Source organism: Pseudomonas brassicacearum, from assembly GCF_003732225.1.
Lineage (GTDB): Bacteria > Pseudomonadota > Gammaproteobacteria > Pseudomonadales > Pseudomonadaceae > Aquipseudomonas > Aquipseudomonas brassicacearum_E.
Genome location: NZ_MOBJ01000009.1, coordinates 258,179 through 279,063 on the forward strand (window position 1 = coordinate 258,179; position 20,885 = coordinate 279,063).

At 60.5% G+C, this 20,885-nt stretch carries 15 protein-coding genes; 9 read left to right on the top strand and 6 right to left on the bottom strand.

The genetic code is table 11. The features are described from left to right. The first annotated feature begins 215 nt into the window (after positions 1–215). The 7 genes from BK659_RS14835 to BK659_RS14865 all read left to right on the top strand — a co-directional run bounded on the left by BK659_RS14835 (position 216) and on the right by BK659_RS14865 (position 10,252). Complete coding sequence (locus BK659_RS14835) at positions 216–1,325, top strand: efflux RND transporter periplasmic adaptor subunit (protein WP_123425786.1); 1,110 nt, start codon at positions 216–218, stop codon at positions 1,323–1,325. After that, positions 1,322–4,471 carry an efflux RND transporter permease subunit gene (locus BK659_RS14840; RefSeq protein ID WP_123425787.1) on the top strand — a complete coding sequence of 1,050 codons (3,150 nt, stop codon included), beginning with the start codon at positions 1,322–1,324 and terminating at the stop codon, positions 4,469–4,471. Before BK659_RS14835 ends, BK659_RS14840 begins: the two co-directional genes overlap by 4 nt. A gap of 46 nt (positions 4,472–4,517) precedes the next feature. After that, positions 4,518–5,816 (top strand): beta-ketoacyl-ACP synthase II, encoded by a 1,299-nt coding sequence (gene fabF, locus BK659_RS14845; protein WP_123425788.1) that lies wholly within the window; start codon positions 4,518–4,520, stop codon positions 5,814–5,816. Between the two features lie 155 nt (positions 5,817–5,971). Next, complete coding sequence (locus tag BK659_RS14850; protein ID WP_123425789.1) at positions 5,972–6,823, top strand: SDR family oxidoreductase; 852 nt, start codon at positions 5,972–5,974, stop codon at positions 6,821–6,823. A 441-nt stretch (positions 6,824–7,264) separates the two neighbouring features. Next, positions 7,265–7,777, top strand: coding sequence for a formaldehyde-activating enzyme (fae, locus tag BK659_RS14855; RefSeq protein ID WP_123425790.1), 513 nt, complete (start codon positions 7,265–7,267; stop codon positions 7,775–7,777). A 10-nt stretch (positions 7,778–7,787) separates the two neighbouring features. Then, positions 7,788–8,822 carry an aldo/keto reductase gene (locus BK659_RS14860; RefSeq protein WP_123425791.1) on the top strand — a complete coding sequence of 345 codons (1,035 nt, stop codon included), beginning with the start codon at positions 7,788–7,790 and terminating at the stop codon, positions 8,820–8,822. Beyond that, positions 8,819–10,252: an NAD-dependent succinate-semialdehyde dehydrogenase gene (locus BK659_RS14865; protein ID WP_123425792.1), complete on the top strand. Its 1,434-nt coding sequence runs from the start codon at positions 8,819–8,821 to the stop codon at positions 10,250–10,252. Before BK659_RS14860 ends, BK659_RS14865 begins: the two co-directional genes overlap by 4 nt. Positions 10,253–10,305: 53 nt before the next feature. On the opposite strand, the gene BK659_RS14870 is transcribed toward BK659_RS14865, so the two are convergent. The 6 genes from BK659_RS14870 to BK659_RS14900 form a co-directional block, all read right to left on the bottom strand. Continuing rightward, complete coding sequence (locus tag BK659_RS14870; RefSeq protein WP_123425793.1) at positions 10,306–11,181, bottom strand: LysR substrate-binding domain-containing protein; 876 nt, start codon at positions 11,179–11,181, stop codon at positions 10,306–10,308. A gap of 245 nt (positions 11,182–11,426) precedes the next feature. Continuing rightward, on the bottom strand, positions 11,427–12,533 hold the full coding sequence (locus tag BK659_RS14875; protein ID WP_404942534.1) for a hypothetical protein: 1,107 nt from the start codon (positions 12,531–12,533) through the stop codon (positions 11,427–11,429). 161 nt (positions 12,534–12,694) lie between these two features. Further along, a complete protein-coding gene (locus BK659_RS14880; RefSeq protein ID WP_123425795.1) occupies positions 12,695–14,353 on the bottom strand; it encodes a dipeptide ABC transporter ATP-binding protein in 1,659 nt (552 codons plus the stop codon). A gap of 2 nt (positions 14,354–14,355) precedes the next feature. Then, a complete protein-coding gene (locus BK659_RS14885) occupies positions 14,356–15,192 on the bottom strand; it encodes an ABC transporter permease (protein ID WP_123425796.1) in 837 nt (278 codons plus the stop codon). Further along, positions 15,189–16,142, bottom strand: a complete 954-nt coding sequence (locus BK659_RS14890; RefSeq protein WP_123425797.1) for an ABC transporter permease — start codon at positions 16,140–16,142, stop codon at positions 15,189–15,191. Before BK659_RS14890 ends, BK659_RS14885 begins: the two co-directional genes overlap by 4 nt. A 75-nt stretch (positions 16,143–16,217) precedes the next feature. After that, positions 16,218–17,861 carry an ABC transporter substrate-binding protein gene (locus BK659_RS14900; RefSeq protein ID WP_123425798.1) on the bottom strand — a complete coding sequence of 548 codons (1,644 nt, stop codon included), beginning with the start codon at positions 17,859–17,861 and terminating at the stop codon, positions 16,218–16,220. Between the two features lie 370 nt (positions 17,862–18,231). Between BK659_RS14900 and BK659_RS14910 the strand changes: the two genes are divergently transcribed. Both BK659_RS14910 and aldA read left to right on the top strand, forming a co-directional pair. After that, positions 18,232–19,164 carry a LysR substrate-binding domain-containing protein gene (locus BK659_RS14910; protein ID WP_123425799.1) on the top strand — a complete coding sequence of 311 codons (933 nt, stop codon included), beginning with the start codon at positions 18,232–18,234 and terminating at the stop codon, positions 19,162–19,164. 234 nt (positions 19,165–19,398) lie between these two features. Beyond that, entirely contained in the window at positions 19,399–20,823 is a 1,425-nt protein-coding gene (gene aldA, locus BK659_RS14920) for an aldehyde dehydrogenase (RefSeq protein ID WP_123425800.1), read from the top strand. The last annotated feature ends 62 nt before the right edge of the window (positions 20,824–20,885 follow it).

Here is a 20,885-nt window from a genome sequence, read left to right on the forward strand (position 1 = left end):
GATTCCTTCAATCGAGGATATTTGTGACCATATTACTCAATAGTCACATCCTGTCAATTGAGGTGATTTGAGCGGATTTTTGGTTTTATCCTTTGGTGGTGGCGGTTCCTGTGTTGAGCTTGAGAAGCTGGATGTTGCATGGATGGTGACTATTGACACAAGTGGTCACTAGGCTGAGAATCTGGTGCTCGTCCTATTTTTAAGTAAGGGAACCTATGCGCCGGCTTCGACCTTTCCCCATTGCCGTTTGCTTGTTGCCTCTCGTCCTGACGGCATGTGGCGACTCATCCAACGTTGACGATCCGCGCACGCACGCTCCTCTGGTAAGGCCTGGAACGGTTCAGGGTTCCTCCGACACCTCACGTTCTTTCACGGGCGTGGTGGCTGCCCGTGTGCAGGGCGACCTGGGCTTTCGGGTGTCAGGCAAGATACTTGAGCGCTTGGTCGACACCGGTCAGACCGTTAAACGTGGTCAGCCACTCATGCGCCTCGACCCAATCGACCTGGGGTTGCAGGCGCGAGCACAGCAAGAGTCGGTCATAGCCGCTCGGGCCCGAGCCAAGCAGACAGCAGATGACGAGGCGCGATACCGCGACCTGGTCGCCGCAGGTGCTATTTCCGCATCGGCCTATGACCAGATCAAAGCCGCAGCGGATACCGCAAAGGCGCAGCTTAGCGCCGCTGAAGCGCAGGCTGACGTTGCCCGTAACGCTTCTGGTTATGCGGTGCTGCTCGCGGATTCCGACGGCGTGGTGGTGGAGACGCTCGCCGAGCCCGGACAAGTTGTCAGCCCGGGACAGCCCGTGGTTCGACTGGCGCGGGCAGGACAGCGCGAAGCCATCGTGCACCTGCCCGAGACGTTGCGCCCCGCAGCAGGATCCACTGCGCAGGCGACGCTTTATGGCAATACCACGGATGTTGTTACAGCGAAGCTGAGGCTGCTGTCTGACTCGGCCGACCGCATGACACGCACCTTCGAAGCGCGGTATGTGCTTGAGGGCGCGCTGGCCAATGCACCGATAGGCTCGACCGTCACGCTTCGGATCGCTGAAGGCGTCACGCAAGGGCAGGGGCTGCAAGTACCGATCGCTTCCGTTTATGACCCAGGCCAAGGCACTGGCGTGTGGGTCATCACCGGTATACCGGCGAAGGTGGCCTGGCGACCTGTACAAGTCCTGGGTTTGAGCGACGACACAGTGCGAGTCGCGGGCGACCTCAAAGTCGGCGAGCAGATCGTAGCGTTAGGCGCACATCTGTTGCGCGAAGGTGAAGAGGTGAGATTGCCTCAACAGGATGACGAAAAAGTTGCCGGGGGGCGTCCATGAGCGAGGGTCGCTTCAATCTTTCCGCGATCGCCGTTCGTGAGCGATCTATTACGGTGTTTCTGATCTTCCTGATTGCCGTTGCAGGCACCCTGGCGTTCTTCCAGCTGGGGCGTGCGGAAGATCCTCCGTTTACGGTCAAGCAGTTGACGGTCATTACCGCGTGGCCGGGCGCCACGGCGCAGGAGATGCAGGATCAGGTAGCAGAGCCACTTGAAAAACGCCTGCAAGAATTGAAATGGTACGACCGCACGGAAACCTATACGCGGCCCGGTCTCGCTTTCACCATGGTGTCGTTGTTGGACCGAACGCCACCCTCACAGGTGCAGGAAGAGTTTTATCAGGCGCGTAAAAAGCTCGACGACGAAGCCACCAAGCTACCGGCGGGTGTGATCGGGCCATTGGTCAACGACGAGTATTCGGACGTGACGTTTGCGCTGTTCGCCTTGAAAGCCAAAGGCGAGCCGCAGCGACTGTTGGTGCGTGATGCTGAGTCGTTGCGCCAACAACTGTTGCATGTGCCGGGCGTGAAGAAGGTCAACATCATCGGTGAGCAAGCCGAGCGCATTTTTGTGTCCTTCTCCCATGACCGACTGGCCACCTTGGGCGTTTCTCCCCAGGACATCTTCGCCGCGCTGAATAGCCAGAACGTGCTCACACCCGCCGGTTCCATCGAAACCAACGGGCCGCAGGTTTTCCTGCGGGTGGATGGTGCTTTCGATAAATTGGAGAAAATTCGTGACACGCCCCTGGCGATTCAGGGGCGCACGTTGAAGCTCTCGGACGTGGCGACGGTTGAACGAGGCTACGAAGACCCTGCCACCTTCCTGGTGCGCAATAACGGCGAAGAGGCCTTGTTGCTGGGGGTCATAATGCGCGAGGGCTGGAATGGCCTGGACCTGGGCAAGGCGCTGGACGCCGAGACGACGAAGATAAATGAAGGCATGCCGCTGGGCATGACGCTGACCAAGGTCACTGATCAAGCCGTGAACATTGACTCGGCCGTTGGCGAGTTCATGGTCAAATTTTTTGTCGCGCTGCTTGTGGTGATGCTTGTTTGCTTTCTCAGCATGGGCTGGCGGGTAGGCCTCGTGGTCGCCGCGGCGGTACCGTTGACGCTGGCGATAGTGTTTGTGGTGATGGCGGCCACCGGAAAGAACTTTGACCGTATTACCCTCGGCTCGTTGATTCTGGCGCTGGGACTGCTGGTGGACGACGCGATCATTGCTATCGAAATGATGGTGGTGAAAATGGAAGAGGGCTACGACCGAATCAAAGCCTCCGCGTATGCCTGGAGTCATACGGCCGCGCCAATGCTCTCCGGTACACTGGTAACGGCGATTGGCTTCATGCCCAACGGTTTCGCCCAGTCCACTGCCGGCGAGTACACCAGCAACATGTTCTGGATCGTCGGCATTGCTCTGATCGCTTCCTGGGTCGTCGCGGTGGCTTTCACCCCTTACCTGGGAGTGAAGTTGTTGCCAGACATCAAGAAGGTCGAGGGTGGGCATGCGGCTATCTACAACACCCCCCGTTACAACCGCTTCCGCCGGGTTCTGACACGCGTCATCGCCCGCAAATGGCTGGTGGCTGGCACGGTTATCACGCTGTTTTTCGTGGCAGTTCTGGGCATGAGCCTGGTGAAGAAGCAGTTCTTCCCGACCTCGGACCGTCCCGAGGTGATGGTCGAGGTGCAAATGCCCTACGGAACCTCCATCGAGCAGACCAGTGCCACTGCTGCAAAGGTCGAGGCCTGGCTGCAACAGCAGGAAGAGGCAAAAATCGTCACGGCCTATATTGGGCAGGGCGCGCCGCGTTTCTTCCTGGCGATGGCGCCAGAACTGCCCGATCCATCGTTCGCCAAAATCGTGGTGCTGACGGACAGTCAGGAGGCACGAGAAACCCTCAAGTTCCGTCTTCGCGAAGCGGTCGCTGCAGGCCTCGCCCCAGAGGCCCGAGTCAGGGCATCTCAAATTGTGTTTGGTCCGTATTCGCCATTCCCGGTGGCCTACCGGGTGATGGGGCCTGACCCGACGAAGCTTCGCGAGATCGCGGGTCGTGTACAAGATGTCATGCAAGCCAGCCCGATGATGAGGACGGTCAACAGCGACTGGGGCCCTCTGACGCCGACGCTGCATTTCAACTTGGATCAGGATCGCTTGCAGGCGGTTGGACTGACATCCAGTGCAGTCGCCCAGCAGTTGCAATTCCTGCTGGCCGGAGTGCCGATCACGGCGGTTCGTGAAGACATTCGTTCAGTGCAGGTGGTTGGTCGCGCCGCGGGGAATATCCGGCTCGATCCCGCTCGGATTGAAGGCTTCACATTGGTCGGCGCGGCGGGTCAGCGTATCCCTCTGTCCCAGGTCGGAGAGGTGGATGTGCGTATGGAGGATCCGATCCTCAGGCGCCGTGACCGCACGCCGACTATCACCGTGCGCGGCGACATTGCCGAAGGCTTGCAGCCACCGGACGTCTCGAACGTGATCATGAAGGAGCTGCAGCCGATCGTAGACAAGCTGCCTGGCGGGTACCGGATTGAGCAGGCGGGTGCGATCGAGGAATCGGGGAAGGCCGGTAAAGCGATTTTGCCGTTGTTTCCGATCATGATTGCCCTGACGCTGCTGATCATCATTGTCCAGGTGCGTTCTATCTCGGCAATGATCATGGTGTTCTTCACCTCGCCGTTGGGATTGATTGGCGTGGTGCCAACGCTGCTGATCTTCCAGCAGCCGTTTGGTATCAACGCCCTGGTCGGTCTGATCGCGCTGTCGGGCATTTTGATGCGCAATACGCTGATTCTGATCGGGCAGATCCATCACAACGCCCAAGAAGGCCTGGACCCGTTTCACGCAGTGGTCGAAGCCACGGTACAGCGTGCCCGCCCGGTACTGCTGACAGCACTCGCGGCAATCCTGGCGTTCATCCCGCTGACCCATTCCGTCTTCTGGGGGACGCTGGCCTACACGCTGATCGGAGGCACGTTCGTCGGCACCATCATGACGCTGGTGTTCCTGCCGGCGATGTACGCCATCTGGTTCAAGATCCGTCCTGACAATACGGGTCAAACCGAAACAGCGAATAAGCAAGCAAGCCTAATGGATAGGACACCATCCCGTCCTCTCGCCGTTCACCTCACCACAAAGCTTTAGCCATAGGCCATAGCGTGGGCGTCGACTGAAAAATGAAGAGGGTTCAATGATTAATCTCGAAGGTCAAAAGCGAATCGTGGTCACGGGCGTCGGAATTGTCGGGCCTCTGGGGTGCGGAGTAGAAGAAGTCTGGAAGAGACTGCTGGCTGGGCGTTCTGGCATCCGTAACCTGCCCGACGATATTACTGAGGGTACGGGCGTTGCAGTAGGCGGCCAGGTGCCGTCTCTAGAAGATGATGCCATCGCGGGTTACGACCCGGAGCGCATCATCTCGGCCAAGGATCGCAAGAAGATGGATCGCTTCATCGAGTTCGCATTGGTGGCAGCGCACGAAGCTCTGGAGCAGGCAGGCTGGCATCCGACCGATGTCACAGACCAGGAGCGGACCGCCACGATCATTTCATCGGGCGTGGGGGGCTTTGGTGCGATTGCCGACGCTGTCCGCACCACCGATGCGCGTGGTCCTCGCCGATTGTCGCCGTTCACTGCGCCGTCTTTTCTCGCCAACATGGCGGCCGGGCACGTATCCATTCGGCACGGTTTCAAAGGGCCGCTCGGCGCTCCGGTAACGGCCTGTGCTGCTGGGGTACAAGCCATCGGCGATGCGGCCAGAATCATCAGAAGTGGTGAGGCGGATATCGCCATATGCGGCGGTACCGAAGCAGCGATAGACCGTGTGACCCTGGGTTGTTTTGCGGCGGCCCGCGCGCTATCAACTGGCTTTGCCGAGTACCCACAGCAGGCTTCACGTCCCTTTGATCGCGACCGTGACGGCTTCGTCATGTCCGAAGGTGCCGGGTTACTGGTGATCGAGTCATTGGAGCATGCGTTGGCTCGTGGAGCCAAGCCACTGGCGGAACTGGTCGGTTACGGCACCAGTGCCGATGCCTATCACTTGACGGCGGGTCCGGAGGACGGCAGCGGCGCACGCCGCGCCATGGAACAGGCACTGCGCCAGGCGGCTGTGAGTCCTGCCGAGGTGCAGCATATCAATGCACATGCGACCTCCACGCAGGTCGGTGACAAAGGCGAACTGGCAGCGATTCGCTCGGTATTCGGGAGCGACTCTAGCGTCGCGATCAGCTCGACCAAGTCCGCCACCGGGCATCTGCTTGGAGCGGCTGGAGGCATTGAAGCTGTGTTCACCGTACTAGCGCTTCGCGACCAGGTGGTGCCGCCCACGCTGAATCTCGATCATCCCGATGAGGCGGCCGGCGGCCTTGATCTGGTCGCACTCAACTCTCGGCAGTTGTCGATCACGCATGCGCTCTCAAATGGGTTCGGTTTCGGCGGTGTTAACGCCAGCGTGCTGTTTCGCCGTTGGGAGTCTGAATCTGAAGTGTGATGCTCAAATGACGGACTAGATCCATCAAACCTGGCGCTACCAGGAGGCAATCGATGAGTAGCGGCCAGAGGCCTAAGTTGCCCGCAACGCACCCTGAATCCTACAGTCGATTATGGCTATTTCTTCAACCCTTCCGTTCACCAAGGAGTGACCTCATGAGCATTGCCGTTACTGGAGCCACCGGCCAACTGGGCCGCATCGTCATCGAGAACCTCAAGCAGCGAACCGCGACGAGCAGCATTCTTGCCCTGGTGCGCAAGCCGGAACAGGCAGAAGCGCTGGGCGTTGCGGCAAGGGCGTTCGACTATTCCAAGACCGAGACGCTGGATGCGGCGTTGTCCGGAGTGGAAACCTTGCTGTTGATCTCCTCCAGCGAAATCGGTCAGCGCGCCGTGCAGCACGCCAACGTCATTGCGGCGGCGAAGAGGGCCGGCGTCAAGCGCATTGTCTATACCAGCGTGTTGCACGCTGACTCGTCCGTGCTGCCACTTGCCGACGAACACCGCGCAACCGAGGCTACCCTCAAGGCGTCCGGACTTTCCTACACGCTGTTGCGCAATGGTTGGTACACAGAAAACTACACAGGTTTCGCTGGTGTGGCGCTGGCTAATGGCGCGCTGTTTGGTAGTGCAGGCGAAGGCCGGATTTCGTCAGCGACACGCGAGGATCTGGCCGAAGCCGCCGCAGTGGTGTTGACTGCTGACGGCCATGCAAACACTACCTACGAACTGGTTGGCGATACCTCTTGGACGCTGGCTGATCTGGCGGCGGAAATCTCGAAGCAGACCGGCAAGAACATCCCTTACCGCAACCTCCCGGAAGCCGACTACGCCGCCGCGCTCGAAGGTGTTGGCTTGCCGAAGGGTCTTGCCGCAGCATTGGCTTCCTATGACGTCAGCGCCTCCCTGGGGGCTCTCTACGGGAACGAGCGCGCCTTGGCTGAACTTATCGGGAGGCCAACCACGCCGCTTGCTATCAGCGTCGAACGTGCGCTAAAGGCGCTCTGACGCTGCATCATGGTCGCGCCCGTACGGCGCTATAATTCAAGGGGTCGCGAGATTTTATCTCGCGACCCCTTTTTATTTGTCTGCGTTTTTACCCCTACAAGTCGGCTGGCTCTGGGTGGAACCGGATCGTATAGCTGTTGGGGACTAGACTGCGCAGGTCGTAACCCATCATGAACACCGCCCTTGAGTTCGCTGGGTATGACCAGAACTCATGCCCCCATGACTTTTAATGGTTACAACCTCCCGAATCCCCGGTGTTAAAAAATCGCAAACACAGCTCATCAACAACAAAAAAGAGCGTTTGCAACCATGACTGATCCTCACTGCCGCGTCCTCGCCAGCCCTGTGCTGCGCTCTTCGAACCCCGATATTTGCCCCGCGATCTTCACGATCCGCGTGCACTTCTGATCACCCCAAAAAATCCAAAAAGAGTAATGCCCCATGAAAGAACTCGACCTGTACATCGGTGAAGGTTTCGAAGGCCCTGGCGTGAACGCCGCGCACATCAACATTCTGATCGGCCCGCGCAACGGTCCGGTGGGGCAGGCGTTTGCCAACAGCCTGGCATCGCCGAGCCAGGGGCATTGCCCGTTCATGGTGATCGCCCAGCCGAACATCCCGGTCAAGCCGATGACCCTTTATGTCAACAAAGCCGCGATCAGCAGCGACCTGCACGGTAACGCCACCTGGGGCGCGTCTCAGGCCGGGATTGCCAAGGCTGTGCTCGAAGCGTTGCTCGACGGCACCTTGCCACCGGAAGCCGAAGACGAATGGGCCATCGTGACGGCCAACTGGGTCAACCCGGCCTGCGATGACCTCGATGCGGTGTACCTGAACAACTACAACGCCTGCCGCACAGCGATCCGCGCCGCCCTGACCGGCAAGCCGGAAACAGCGCAACTGGCGGATGTGGTCGATCACATCAGCAACCCTTTCTACACCCCAAAAGCCTGAGGTTCGCGCCATGCAATACATTCGTTTGGGCAATTCCGGCCTGCAAGTCTCCCGCCTGTGCCTGGGCACCATGAACATGGGCACCCCGGACTGGAAACCGTGGATTTTCGATGAGAAGCAAAGCGAGCCGATCGTCGCTCACGCCTTGGACAACGGGGTGAATTTCATCGACCTGGCGGACTTCTATTCCGCTGGCGTCGGCGAGGAAGTGGTAGGGCGCATCGTCAAGCGCCTGGCCCGTCGCGAAGACCTGGTGATCACCACCAAGGTCGGCTACGGCACCCGCAACGGCATCAATGCCAGCGGCCATTCACGCAAGCACATCATGGACGGCATCGATGCGTCGCTGAAGCGTCTGGACATGGATTACGTCGATGTGTTCATGCTGCATTACTTCGACGTGAACACCCCGGTTGAAGAAACCATGAGCGCTATGAACGACATCGTACGTTCCGGTAAGGCCCGTTATATCGGCGTGTCGACCATGCTCACCGGGCAACTGGCAAAGATCCTCATGGCTTGCGAACGCAATGGTTGGGTCAAGCCGATCAACATGCAGCTGCAACTGAACTGCGCCTACCGCGAAGAAGAACGCGAGATGATCCCGTTCTGCCGCGATCAAGGCCTCGGCGTCTCGGTGTTCAGTCCGCTGGCCCGTGGGCTGCTGACCGGCGACGTGCAATCGACCCGCAACCAGACCGACTTTTTTACCCAGCAGATGTACAGCGACGAAGCCTCATTCGAGATTGCTCATTCGGTGCAACGCGTGGCCCGTGCCCGTGGTGTGTCGAACGCGCAGATCGCCCAGGCCTGGGTTGCCAACCATCCGGGTGTCGATTGCATGCTGGTGGGCGCCGACACCACCGCGCAGTTCGACAGTGCCCTGGCGGCGCTGGAGACCAGGCTCGATGCTGAAGAACTGCATGAGCTGGAGCGCAACTACACCCCATGCGACGTAATCAACGATTACACCGCAGGCTGTCGCATCCTGCGCTCGGCCCGTCCGGGTCTGGAGCGCTTCAATCTGACCGAGGCTGTGGCATGAGCGCGCTGATCCGTAACGGCAATTTCATCGATGGCCAATGGTCCAGCGGTGGCGCGACTTATCAGGTGCTCAACCCGGCCAACGGCGAACTCATCGTCGAGGTGCAAAAGGCCGGTGCAAAAGAAACCAACCTCGCCATCGCAGCCGCCAATCGTGCCTTGCCGGCCTGGCGCAAACTGACCGCCAAGGAACGCAGCCAACGGCTCAAGCGCTGGAGCGAGCTGATGCTGAGCAACCAGAAGGACCTGGCCACCTTGCTCAGCCGCGAACAGGGCAAACCGTTGGCCGAAGCCATGGGCGAAGTGGTCTACGCCGCAAGCTTCCTGGAGTGGTTCGCCGAAGAAGCCAAGCGCGCTTATGGTGATGTGATTCCGAGCCACAAGGCCGACGCACGAATCATCGTGGTCAAGGAAGCCATCGGCGTGGTCGCGGCGATCACCCCGTGGAACTTCCCGTTGGCGATGGTCACCCGCAAGGTCGGTCCGGCGCTGGCGGCGGGTTGCACAATGATCCTCAAACCGTCTGAAGAAACCCCGCTGTCAGCCTTCGCCCTCGCGGTGCTGGCCGAGCAGGCGGGCATTCCGGCCGGCGTGTTCAACATCGTCTCGGGAGACGCGGTGGCGATTGGCGGGGCGCTGCAAGCCTCCAGCATCGTGCGCAAACTGTCGTTCACCGGCTCAACTCGCACCGGCAAACTGCTGATGCGCCAGGCCGCCGACACCTTGAAAAAGGTCTCGCTGGAACTGGGCGGCAACGCGCCGTTCATTGTCTTCGACGACGCCGATCTGGACGCCGCCGTCAGAGGCGCCATGGCCTCGAAATTCCGTAACACCGGGCAGACCTGCGTCTGTGTAAACCGTTTCTTCATTCAGGACGGCGTGTACGAAGCCTTTACCAGCAAACTCGCTGAAGCGGTCGCGGCGATGCGTGTCGGCAGTGCGCTGGACGGTGAAACCGAGCAAGGTCCGCTGATCAACATAGCGGCATTGGCCAAGGTTGAACTGCATGTCGGTGACGCTCTGGAGAAGGGCGCCAAGCTGTTGTGCGGTGGTCGTCGGCATGCGCTCGGTGGCACGTTCTTCGAACCGACCATCCTCACCGAAGCCAACAGCGACATGCTGATCGCCCAGGACGAAACCTTCGGCCCGGTGGCCGCATGCTTCCGCTTCAAGGACGAAGCCGAAGTGCTGCAACGGGCCAACGACACGCCGTATGGGCTGTCGGCGTACTTCTACAGCCGCGATATCGGCCGCGTGTGGCGCATGGCCGAAGGTCTGGAAGCGGGCATGGTCGGGATCAACGAAGGAATCATTTCCACAGAAGTTGCACCGTTCGGTGGCATCAAGGAATCGGGCCTCGGTCGCGAGGGTTCGAAGTACGGTCTGGAGGACTACCTGGAAATCAAATACCTGTTGATGGGCGGCCTCTAAGGCACAGCCATAAACCCCTGTAGGAGCGAGCTCCCGCAGGGGGCATTGGTGTCCTAAGGATTACTCACCAACCCCAACCACTCCGTAAACAACCGCACCTTCGATAACCCTTGTTTGTCGTTTGCCACATCCAGCCAATAACCATACGGTCCAACCACCTCCACCGGGGTGATCGGCAGCAGGCTGCCATTGGCCAGTTCCTTTTCGATCATCTGCCGGTCGATCACCGCCAAACCACCACCCGCCAGGGCGGTGTGGATCACCTGATCCAGGGTGCTGAATTCCAGCCCCTGCGCAGCATCGATATCGTCACGGCCCATTGCCGCCAACCAATTCTCCCAAACCTTCAAGCGCTTGCCGTCGTGCAGGATGTGCAGCAGTGGAAACTGCCGCAAGTCAGGCGGCTGGCCGTCGACGAACAACTCCGGACTGGCCACTGCCATGTGCCGCTCCATCACCAGCAACTGGCTACTGCAATGGCTGGCGGCTTCGAGGCCGAAGCGGATGTGGCAGTCGATTTCCGCGAGGTTGTCGTGGCCGGTTTGGTGGGTCACGCTCAGGCTGATGTCCGGGTAGCGTTGGCAGAAGGTGCGCAAGTGTGCCGACAACCAGCGTGTGGCCCAGGTCGGTGGCGCAACGATGCGCAGACGCTGGCGCAGGTTAGGTACACGCACCGCTTGCAGGGCGCGTTCGATGTGGTCGAAGGCGTTGCTCAAATGGGGGGAAAGGGCGGTGCCGGTTTCGGTCAGCGACAGGCCCTGAGGCGTGCGAATGAACAGGGCTACACCGAGATAGTCTTCGAGTTGCTTGATCTGACGGCTGACCGCGCCTTGGGTGACGTTCAGACCCAGCGCCGCCTGGCTGAAACTGCGATGCCGCGCGACTTCTTCAAAGACTCGCAGCATGTTGAGCGAGGGCAGTTGACGCATGAAAGGCTGACTCCGCACCTGACGCCGATGTGGGACAGGTTTATTGTTTTTGGCGAATGTTTTGTAGGGCGTATCTGACTCCTCTGGCATGGACTGATGCAAGTGTTGTTTGGGCTGACGCCATCGCGAGCAAGCTCGCTCCCACAGTGGTCTTCGGTGTGCCGACAATTTTCAACACACCACAGACCCCATGTGGGAGCGAGCTTGCTCGCGAAGGCGCCTTCAAGGGCGCCAAAAAATCCGGATCAGAAGTAATACCCAATGTTCATGTACAACTGGTTTTCCCACTGATTACTACCGCCGGCCCCCAGGCTCTGGGTGTAGCTGCTGCCACCGATGTACGGGTCGTTCTTGCCGTACAGCCATTCAGTGGCGATCCACAGTTTGCTGACGGAGAACGAGGTGCCGAGGATCATCCGTTGCGAGGTCTTGAAGTCGTCGGCGGATTTGTCGAAGGCGCTGTAGTTGGCATACAGCTTCACCCCACTGATCTGATCGAACAGGTACTTGCCGCCGACGTCGTAGCTCACGTCCGCCACGTACAGGTTGCCGCGACTGGCGACGTTGAAGGTGCCGTCGTAACCGCCGAGGGTCACCAGTTCATCGGTGCCTGGGTTGCGCGGGGACATCTGTTGACGCGCCGCTTGCAGTTGCACGCCCCACGGGCCGTTCTTGCCGATGTAGTGCACGGCCACGGCGTTACGGCGGCCGTTGTTGTTGGTGTCTCTGTTTTCCAGGGTCGAGGTCAGGCCGGAGATCCCGACTTCGGATTTCCACGGCCCAAGGTCCATCGCCTTGGCCACTCGCAGCACCACGGTGTTGCGTTCCTGGTTGTTGCTGCCGTCGGTGACGTAACTGTCGGCTTTGGACACAACGCTGGAGTAGGTATCGCCATTGCTGGTGCCTTTGCCTTGCCACGCCGGGCGCAGGTAGTAACCGGCCTGGATGTTCCAGTCGCCGCTTTGCTGAATGAACTTGGCGCCGATTTGCTCCACGTCTTCCAGGCCCACGACGTTGCCCAGGGTTTCGTAGAAGGTGCTGCCGAAGTACGGCTGCAAACCGAACGGTACCTGGTTCAGGCCAACCTGGATCTGCTGGTCGGGGTTGAACTTGTAGCCGACCCACGCCGATTCGGCGAACTGGATGTCACCGACATTGTTGGTGTACTTGTAAGGGTAGGACCGACCGTAGAATCGGTACTTGGCCGCGCCGATCCAGGTGTCGGAGTTGTACTTGGCGGTGAGGAATGCGGTGTCGAAGTTGAACGTCTGGATGTCGCGGTCCGGGTCATAGTCCCAGCGCGCACGAACGGCGCCGCCGAGGTCGAGGTTGTCAGTCACCTGAACCGCCATGGCAGGCGCCGCGAAAGCTCCGAGCACAGGAATTAGAGCAATGAAACGGATAGCGCGAGGGTGGTGTGTGCGCACTGTGATACTCCCGATTTTCTGATTATTGTTGGCAACAGCAGCCCATGCCGCAGCGAACGCCGCGGCCTGGGGAAAGGGTTATTGACTCAGTTGGCCTGAGGTCGGATCAGCCTCAACGGGGGGGTAATAGCGGGAACAACCGGTATCGCCGAAGCGCCGGGTGCCGCCGCCAGCAAGGTCTGGGTGTAGGTGTTTTGCGGGCGCAAGAGCACCTGTTCCGCCGTGCCGTATTCCACCACTTCGCCTTGGCGCATCACCGCGATGTAGTCACTGATCTGCGCCGCCACCCGCAAGTCGTGGGTGATGAACAAAATGCTCAGGTTCAGTCGTTGCTGCAGTTCGGCGAGCAACTCCAGCACCTGCTTTTGCACCGAGACATCCAGCGCCGAGACGCTTTCATCGGCGATCAGCACTTCCGGGCGCATCGCCAGGGCCCGGGCGATGCCGATGCGCTGGCGCTGGCCGCCGGAGAACTGCCGTGGCTTGCGCTTGAGGGCGTCACGTTTGAGCCCGACCTGTTCCAGCAAGTCGCCGGCCTCGGTCCATGCATCCCTGGCCGATAACCCGCGCAGTTGCGCAGCGCGGGCGATAATGTCGCCGACCCGATGGCGCGGGTTGAGCGAGCCGTAAGGGTCCTGGAAAATCATCTGGATGCGCCGCCGATTGGCCGCCAGGGCCGAACCGCGCAAGGCCAGGAAATCCGTGTCACCGACCCAGACGTGGCCGCTGTCGCTTTCCACCAGCCGAATCGCCGCTTTCACCAGCGTGCTCTTGCCCGAGCCGGATTCGCCGACAATCGCCAGGGTCTTGCCCCGTGGCAGTTGCAGCGAGACGTCCTTGAGCGCCGGCACCAAACGGCCGCCGACGTTGTAGGTTTTGGTCAGATGCTCGATACGCAGCGCCAACTCACCATCGGCAGACGGCGCATGCAACTCGGGGTGCAACGCCGGCACGGCCGCGATCAACTTGCGGGTGTACGGGTGCTTCGGTGCGTTCAGCACCTGATCGCGCTCACCGATTTCCACCAGTACGCCGCCTTCCATCACGGCAATGCGGTCGGCGATTTCCGCCACTACGCCGAAGTCGTGGGTGATGAACAGAATGCCGTGCTGACCACGACCACGCAGGTCACGCACCAGTTTCAGCACCTGGGCCTGAGTGGTCACGTCCAGCGCTGTGGTCGGTTCGTCGGCGATCAGCAAGTCCGGGTTCATCGCCAACGCCATGGCAATCACCACCCGTTGGCATTGGCCGCCGGAGAGTTGATGGGGAAAGCTGTTGGCGATCCGTGGCGGGTCGGGCAATTGGGTGGAGTCGAGCAGGGCGAGCATGCGTTCGCGGCGCTCGGTGGCAGGCATCTGCGGAGCGTGAATGTCGAAGATCTCTTCGACCTGCTGACCGATGCGAATTGCCGGGTTCAGCGCCGCCATCGGCTCCTGGAAAATCATCGCGATGCGGTTACCGCGCAACCGGCGCAACGAGTGTTCGTCCATGCAGCAGATGTCGTCACCGAGAAAGTCGATCAGCCCTTCGCTGTGGCGCAGGCCCTTGGCGTAGTCGCCCATGATCGCTGCCGAGAGCACCGATTTGCCGGAGCCGGACTCGCCGATCACACAGAGGATTTCGCCCTTGCGCACGTCCAGGCTGATGCCCTTGACGGCGTGGCTGCGGTCGGCGCCGGCGGGCAGTTCGATGGAGAGGTTCTCCACGCGCAGCACTTGTTGCAGGTTCTGTTGTTGGCTCATGCTCAACTCCTTGTGCCTTTCTGGGCGTGTTCGTCCAGACCGTCCGCCAACAGGCTCAGGCCCAGCATCAGGGTGGAGATGGCAATGCACGGGAAGATCACCAAGTGCGGGAAGGCGATGGCCATGCTGCGGCCTTCGTTGATCATGCCGCCCCAGTCCGGCGTGGGAGGTGGCAGGCCGAGGCCGAGGAAACCGAGGGCGCCAATCATGATCGCGGTGTAGCCGATGCGCAGGCAGAAATCGACAATCAACGGGCCGCCGCAGTTGGGGAGGATTTCCACCAGCATGATCCGCAGCGAACTTTCACCCTGGGTGATGGCGCTGAGCACGTAGTCCCGGGAGCGGATGTCGATGGTCAGTGCGCGCATGATCCGGAAGATCGCCGGGGCGCTGGTGAAGGTCACCGCAATCAGGATGTTCAGCGCCGAGGCGCCGAGGGCGATGATGATCACGATGTACAACACCAGCACCGGGAACGACAGTACGGTGTCCGCGACATACGACAGTAGCGCATCGACCCAGCCATTGAAGTAACCGGCGCACAGGCCCATGGCGATGCCCACGGCGAATGCGGTCAGCGTCGCCAGGATCGACCAGAACAACACGGTGCGCGTGCCCCAGATCAGCCGCGAAAGAATGTCCCGGCCGATCATGTCAGTGCCCAGCAGGAAGCTCATGCCGTTGCCATCCGGGGTCATCGGCGTCAGCAGCGGGGTGAAGCTTTCCAGTGGATCGTGGGGCGCCAGCCACGGCGCGAACAGCGCCATCAGTACCCAGCCGCCGACCAGCAGCAAACCGAGCAACGCCAAGGGATGTTTGAACGAGTTGAGAAAGTTCATTGGCCACCTCCGCCAAGACTGCGCAAGGTGATGCGCGGGTTGAGCCAGGTGTAGGCGAGGTCCGAGAAGATTTTGGTCGCGCCGACCACGATGCCGCTGATCATCGCGCAGGCTTCGATCAGGTAGACGTCATGGTTCAGCGACGCGGTGTAGAGCAGCGAACCGAAGCCTTTGTAGGCGAAGAACACCTCGACCACGATCACGTTCGACAGCAGCCACGGGATGTACAACATGATCACCGTGATCGGCGCGATCAGTACATTGCGCAGGGCATGGCGCAGCACGATGCGTGAGGTGGACGCGCCTTTGAGGCGGGCGGTGCGGATGTAAGGCGCCTGCATCACTTCGACCATCGAGGCCCGGGTGATCCGTGCCAGATAGCCGATGCCGAACAGGCACAGCACCATCAGCGGTAGCGCCAGTTCCACGGCGTTGAAACCGTCGCTCATGCTGCTCACGCCCGGCAGCCAGTTGAGCCAGAACACGAAGATCGCCGAGACGAACACCGCGCTGGCAAAGTCTGGAATCGAAGTGGTGACGATCGACAGAAACGACACCAGCCGATCCACCGCCGAACCCTGTCGAATGCCTGCCAGAATGCCGAGTGTCAGGGCCACCGGCACCATCACCAGCAAGGCCAGCCCGGCGAGGATCAGGGTTTGTCCCAGGTTGGGCAGCAGCAGGTCAATCACAGGCTCACGAAAGTGCACCGAGGTGCCCCAGTCACCGCTGACAAAATCCTTCAACCACACCAGATAACGCCAGACGAAGGGTTGGTTGTAGCCATGCTCCACCAGCCACGCAGCGCGCTGGTCGGCGGCGGAATAGGGGCCGAGGACGTTGATCGCAACGTCCTCGATGTTCAGTTCCAGGGCCAGGAACACGATCACCGACACCGACAACAGGGTTGCCGCCAGTGCCAATAACTTGCGCAATAGAAATTCAGCCATGCTCGCACGCTCCGGCTAATCAAGGGATGTCGGCCCGCCGCACCGCAGTGGACGAGCTCGTTCGGGGCGCTTGAATCAGGCGCTCAACCAGACTTCATCCATTGGGTAGAAGTCCGAAGGATGAACCTTGAACCCCTGGACCTTCTTGCTCGCGGCAGTGAACTTGTCACCCCAGAACGGCTGCACCGTGACGCACGCGTCCTGCAGGATCTTCTCGACGCTTTCCATCGCCAGGGCCCGTTGTTTCGGGTCGATGATGCCCATGGCCTTGTCCAGCGCGGCGTCGAAGGCCGGGTCGCTGTAGTGGCTTTCGTTCCAGGCCGCGCCACTGCGGTAGGCCAGTTCCAGGGACATCACACCCAATGGGCGGTGAGCCCAGTAGGTGAGGCTGAAGGCGGCCTTGTTCCAGATTGGCCAGTACTGAGTGGCCGGGATCACTTTGAGGTTGATGCGGATGCCAGCCTCGGCGCAGTTCTGTTGCAGAATTTGCGCGCAGTCCTGTTCGTAGCGGCCCTGGGTGTTGCCGACGATCAGGTCAATGTCGATACCGTTCGGATGACCGGCTTCGGCAAGGAGTTTCTTCGCGCCAGCGACGTCCCGGGTACGTTTGGGCAACGGGAAGTATTCAGGGTGGGACGGGGCGACGTGATGGTCTTCACCCAGGGTGCCCATGCCGCGATAGGCGATTTTCAGCATCTGTGCGTTGTCGGCGCAGAGCACAACCGCTTTGCGAATCCGCAGGTCATCGAACGGCTTCTGATCGCAAGCCATGCGCATAACGACGGTTTGCGCCGATTTGCAGGTCAGCAATTGCGCGCCCGGCAAGCGTTTGGCCAGGTCCAGTTCGGCCACGGTCACTCGGTACAGCACATCTACTTGCCCGGCCTGCAACGCCGCGAGATGGGTGGAGATGTCAGTGCCCATGTCGACGTAACGCAACTCGTCGAGGTTGGCCGGTTTGCGCCAGTAATCGGCACGCTTGGCGAAGGTCGCTTGCTTGTTGACCGCGAACGAAACCAGTTTGAACGGCCCGGTGCCGAGCGGGTTTTTCGCCCAGTCATCACCGGCCTTGAAGCTGCGGTGGACGATGGCGCAGGTGAAGGCGTTGAGCATTTCGGGGATTGCCAGCATCGGCCTCTTCAGCACCAGGCGGAACTGGAAGTCACCGAGTTTTTCGAAGGCGCTGATGTCCTGGAACGCCGTGCGGTTGACCGACTTGGAGTCGGCGGCAATCCAGCGTTCGATGTTGTGCTGCACATCCTCGACGTTGAAGGTGTCGCCGTTGCTCCACTTCACGTCCTGACGCAGGTTGAAGGTCCAGGTCTTGAGGTCGTTCGACGGGCTCCAGCTCTCGGCCAGGTACGGGTGGGTGATGTTGTCGGCGTCGACCCAGGTCAGGTATTCCAGCGAGTTGCGCAACAGGTTCGAGGCTTCGATCCAGGTGATCAGCATTGGGTCCTGGATTTCCTGGATGGCGCAAGCAAACCGCAGGCTGCCGCCCTGGCGTGGCAGGATGGCATCGGCGGCGTGGGCCGAATTACCGAGCAGGGCGGAACCGAGGAAGGTGCTGGCGCTGGCGGCGGTGATGCCCAGCAGCGCGGCGGTGCGCAGGAATTGTCGGCGGTTGATCTCGCCGCTTTTGACTTGGGTGCACAGGTCGTTTACCGCTGGATGCGGCAGGGCGCCGTCCAGAGTTGTTAGCTCGTCGAGATGGGGCATGGGGCAGCTCTCATGTTGTTTTTATTTGAGATGGCCGCAGTTTTGTCATCGGCGCAAAGATCGACAAACGATAAATTCAACGATCAAACGTTCGATAAATGCATGTTACTGAGTGCGGGTGTCGCGGGTGCTTGAAGTAGACGGTCCGATGGCCCCCTGTGGGAGCGAGCTTGCTCGCGATAGCGGTGTGTGAGGCGAAGCAATATTGACTGATGAACCGCTATCGCGAGCAAGCTCGCTCCCACCCAAAGCGGAATCGGGCAAGACAGTAGAAATCGTCCTACACAACACAAAAATGCATGTTACTCAGGAAATTTCCCACAAGCCGTGGGATGCTTGGCGCTCGTCAGCCCTTGCGCGAGTAACCTTCATGAAACGCAAAATGCCCGCGCTCAATGCGCTCAAAGCCTTCGAAGTGGCCGGCAGCACCGGCAGCTTTACCCGGGCGGCGGAGTTGCTCAATGTTACCCAGAGTGCGGTCAGCCGGCAGGTGCGTCAGTTGGAAGAACAGCTGGGCGAGAACCTGCTGGAGCGCCGGCATCATCACCTCGAACTGACCAGTGCCGGCCGGGTGTTGCTGCGGGCGCTGCATCAATCCTTCGACAAGATCGAGCTGACGGTGCGCAGTATTCAGCAGAAATCCCACGCCAATCGCCTGCACATCAACGCGCCGCCGACCTTCACCAGTCGTTGGTTGATGCCACGCTTGGGACGGCTGCGGGAGAAGCATCCGGAACTGGAGTTGAGTATCACCACCCGCTTGCAAGACAGCCTGGCGGAAACCAGCACCCTGGACTGCGCGATCCGTTTTGGCGATGGCGAATGGGATGGTCTGGACAGCTCGCTGCTGATCCAGGAACGGCACATCGCGGTGTGCGCGCCATCCTTGTATGCGCGGGAGTGGAGCGAGGGCGGCATCGACCTCAATCGCCTGACATTGCTGCATGTGCTGGCCCGCGAAGACCAGCGCTACCTGACCTGGAAACACTGGCTGGACGCGGCGAAAATCACCGGTGTCGACACTCAGGGCGGTTATGAATTCGACCTGCTGGACCTGGCCATCCGCGCCGCCACCGACGGCCTGGGCATCACCATCGCCGACTGGCACATGGTCGCTCCGGAGCTGGCCAGCGGGCAGTTGACCCAGGTGCTTAACGTGCACGTGGAAGGGCATCAATCCTATTGGCTGGTGACCCGGCCGGAGCAGACCTCGATGCCGCAATTGCAGGTGTTCAGTCAGTGGTTGCAGGAAGAGATCTGGTTGGCGCAGCGGCAACTGGAGCCCTCCACCGCCGCCAGCTAAACCCCGCAAAACCCCTGTGGGAGCGAGCTTGCTCGCGATGAGGCCGTGTCAGTCGACATTGATGTTGCCTGACACTCCGCCATCGCGAGCAAGCTCGCTCCCACAGGGGGAATTCGTCGACTGAGGGGTAACCTGCCTTTTTCGAATGTTCCCCCGCTCAATAAATCGTTTGTTCAACCCGTTCAGGATGCCAAGACTGCGGGAACTGGATAAAAACAACGATGGGCGATTCACATGCGACTCGAGCGAAACTTTGTAAACGGCCACTTTATCGAGCCTGCCAGCGACGCGCTGATTGCAGTCTACAACCCGGCGACCGAAGCCTTGGTCGGGCAGGTCTCGGCGGCCACCACTGCTGAAGCTACGGCCGCCGTAGACGCCGCAGCCGCTGCCCAGAAGGTCTGGGGCAAGCTCACCAGCATCGAGCGCGCCGAACACCTGCGCTCTTTCGCCGATGCTTTGGATGCCTGCGCTGAAAGCATCGGTGCGGCCCTGGCCGCCGAGTCCGGTAAAAGCGTCAGCGATGCCAGCAACGAAGCGCGTTACGCCGCACAGATCACCCGTTACCACGCCGAGTGGGCGCGCCGGATCGAAGGCGAGATCATTCCCAGCGACACCCCGAACGAAAACCTGTTCCTGCACCGCGAGCCGATCGGCGTGGTCGCCTGCCTGATTCCGTTCAACTACCCGGTCTATACCTTGCTGCGCAAAATCGCCCCGGCGCTGATTGCCGGTAACACCGTGGTGGTGCGCCCGAGCAACAACACCCCGACCTCGGCGTTTGAAATTGCCAAGGCTGTGCAGCAATCCGGCTTGCCGGCTGGCGTCGTGAATATCCTGACCATGGACCACGCCACCGCCGCCAGCGTCTGCACCCACAAGGCTGTCGGTTTGATCACCCTGACCGGCAGCGTCAATGCCGGGCGCATCGTGCTCGATTACTGCAAGACCAACATCGCCAAGCCATCGCTTGAGCTTGGCGGTAAAACCCCGGCGATCATCGAAGCCGACGCCGATCTGGAAAAAGCCGCCAGCGACATCATCGCCTCCAAGACCACCCATTGCGGCCAGTTGTGCACGGCAGTGGAACGGGTTTATGTGCAGGAAAGCGTCTACGACCGATTCCTCGCGCTGCTCAAAGCCAAAATCAGCGCGGTGAAGTTCGGCGACCGCGCCACCGACGCCAGCCTGATGGGCCCGCTGGTCAACGCCAGTTCGCAACAGAACATCCACGCCATGGTCGAGCGCGCCATCGCCGACGGTGCTGTACTGGAAACAGGCGGTTTTATCCCGCAGGGCAACGGTCACTTCTACCCGCCGACCCTGCTCAGCGGCTGCCGTCAGGATATGGAAATCATCCAGGAAGAAATCTTCGGCCCGGTTCTGCCGGTGCTCAAGTACCGCGACATCGACGAAGCGCTGGCCATGGCCAACGACCACCAGTTCGGTTTGTCGTCGGTGCTGTACACCGAGAACTACCGCACCACCATGAAAGTCGCCAACGCCATCGAGGCCGGCGAGTTGTACGTCAATCGGACCCCGGCCGACCCGTATCAGGGCTTTCACGCCGGCTGGAAACGCTCAGGCCTGGGCGGCGATGACGGCAAGCACGGCATGCTCGAATTCACCCAGACCCGTCTGGTGGTGATGAAGTACTAGAACAGCAGCTACGAGCTTCAAGCTTCAAGCTGCAAGTTAAAGCGAACGGTGACTGGCTCTGG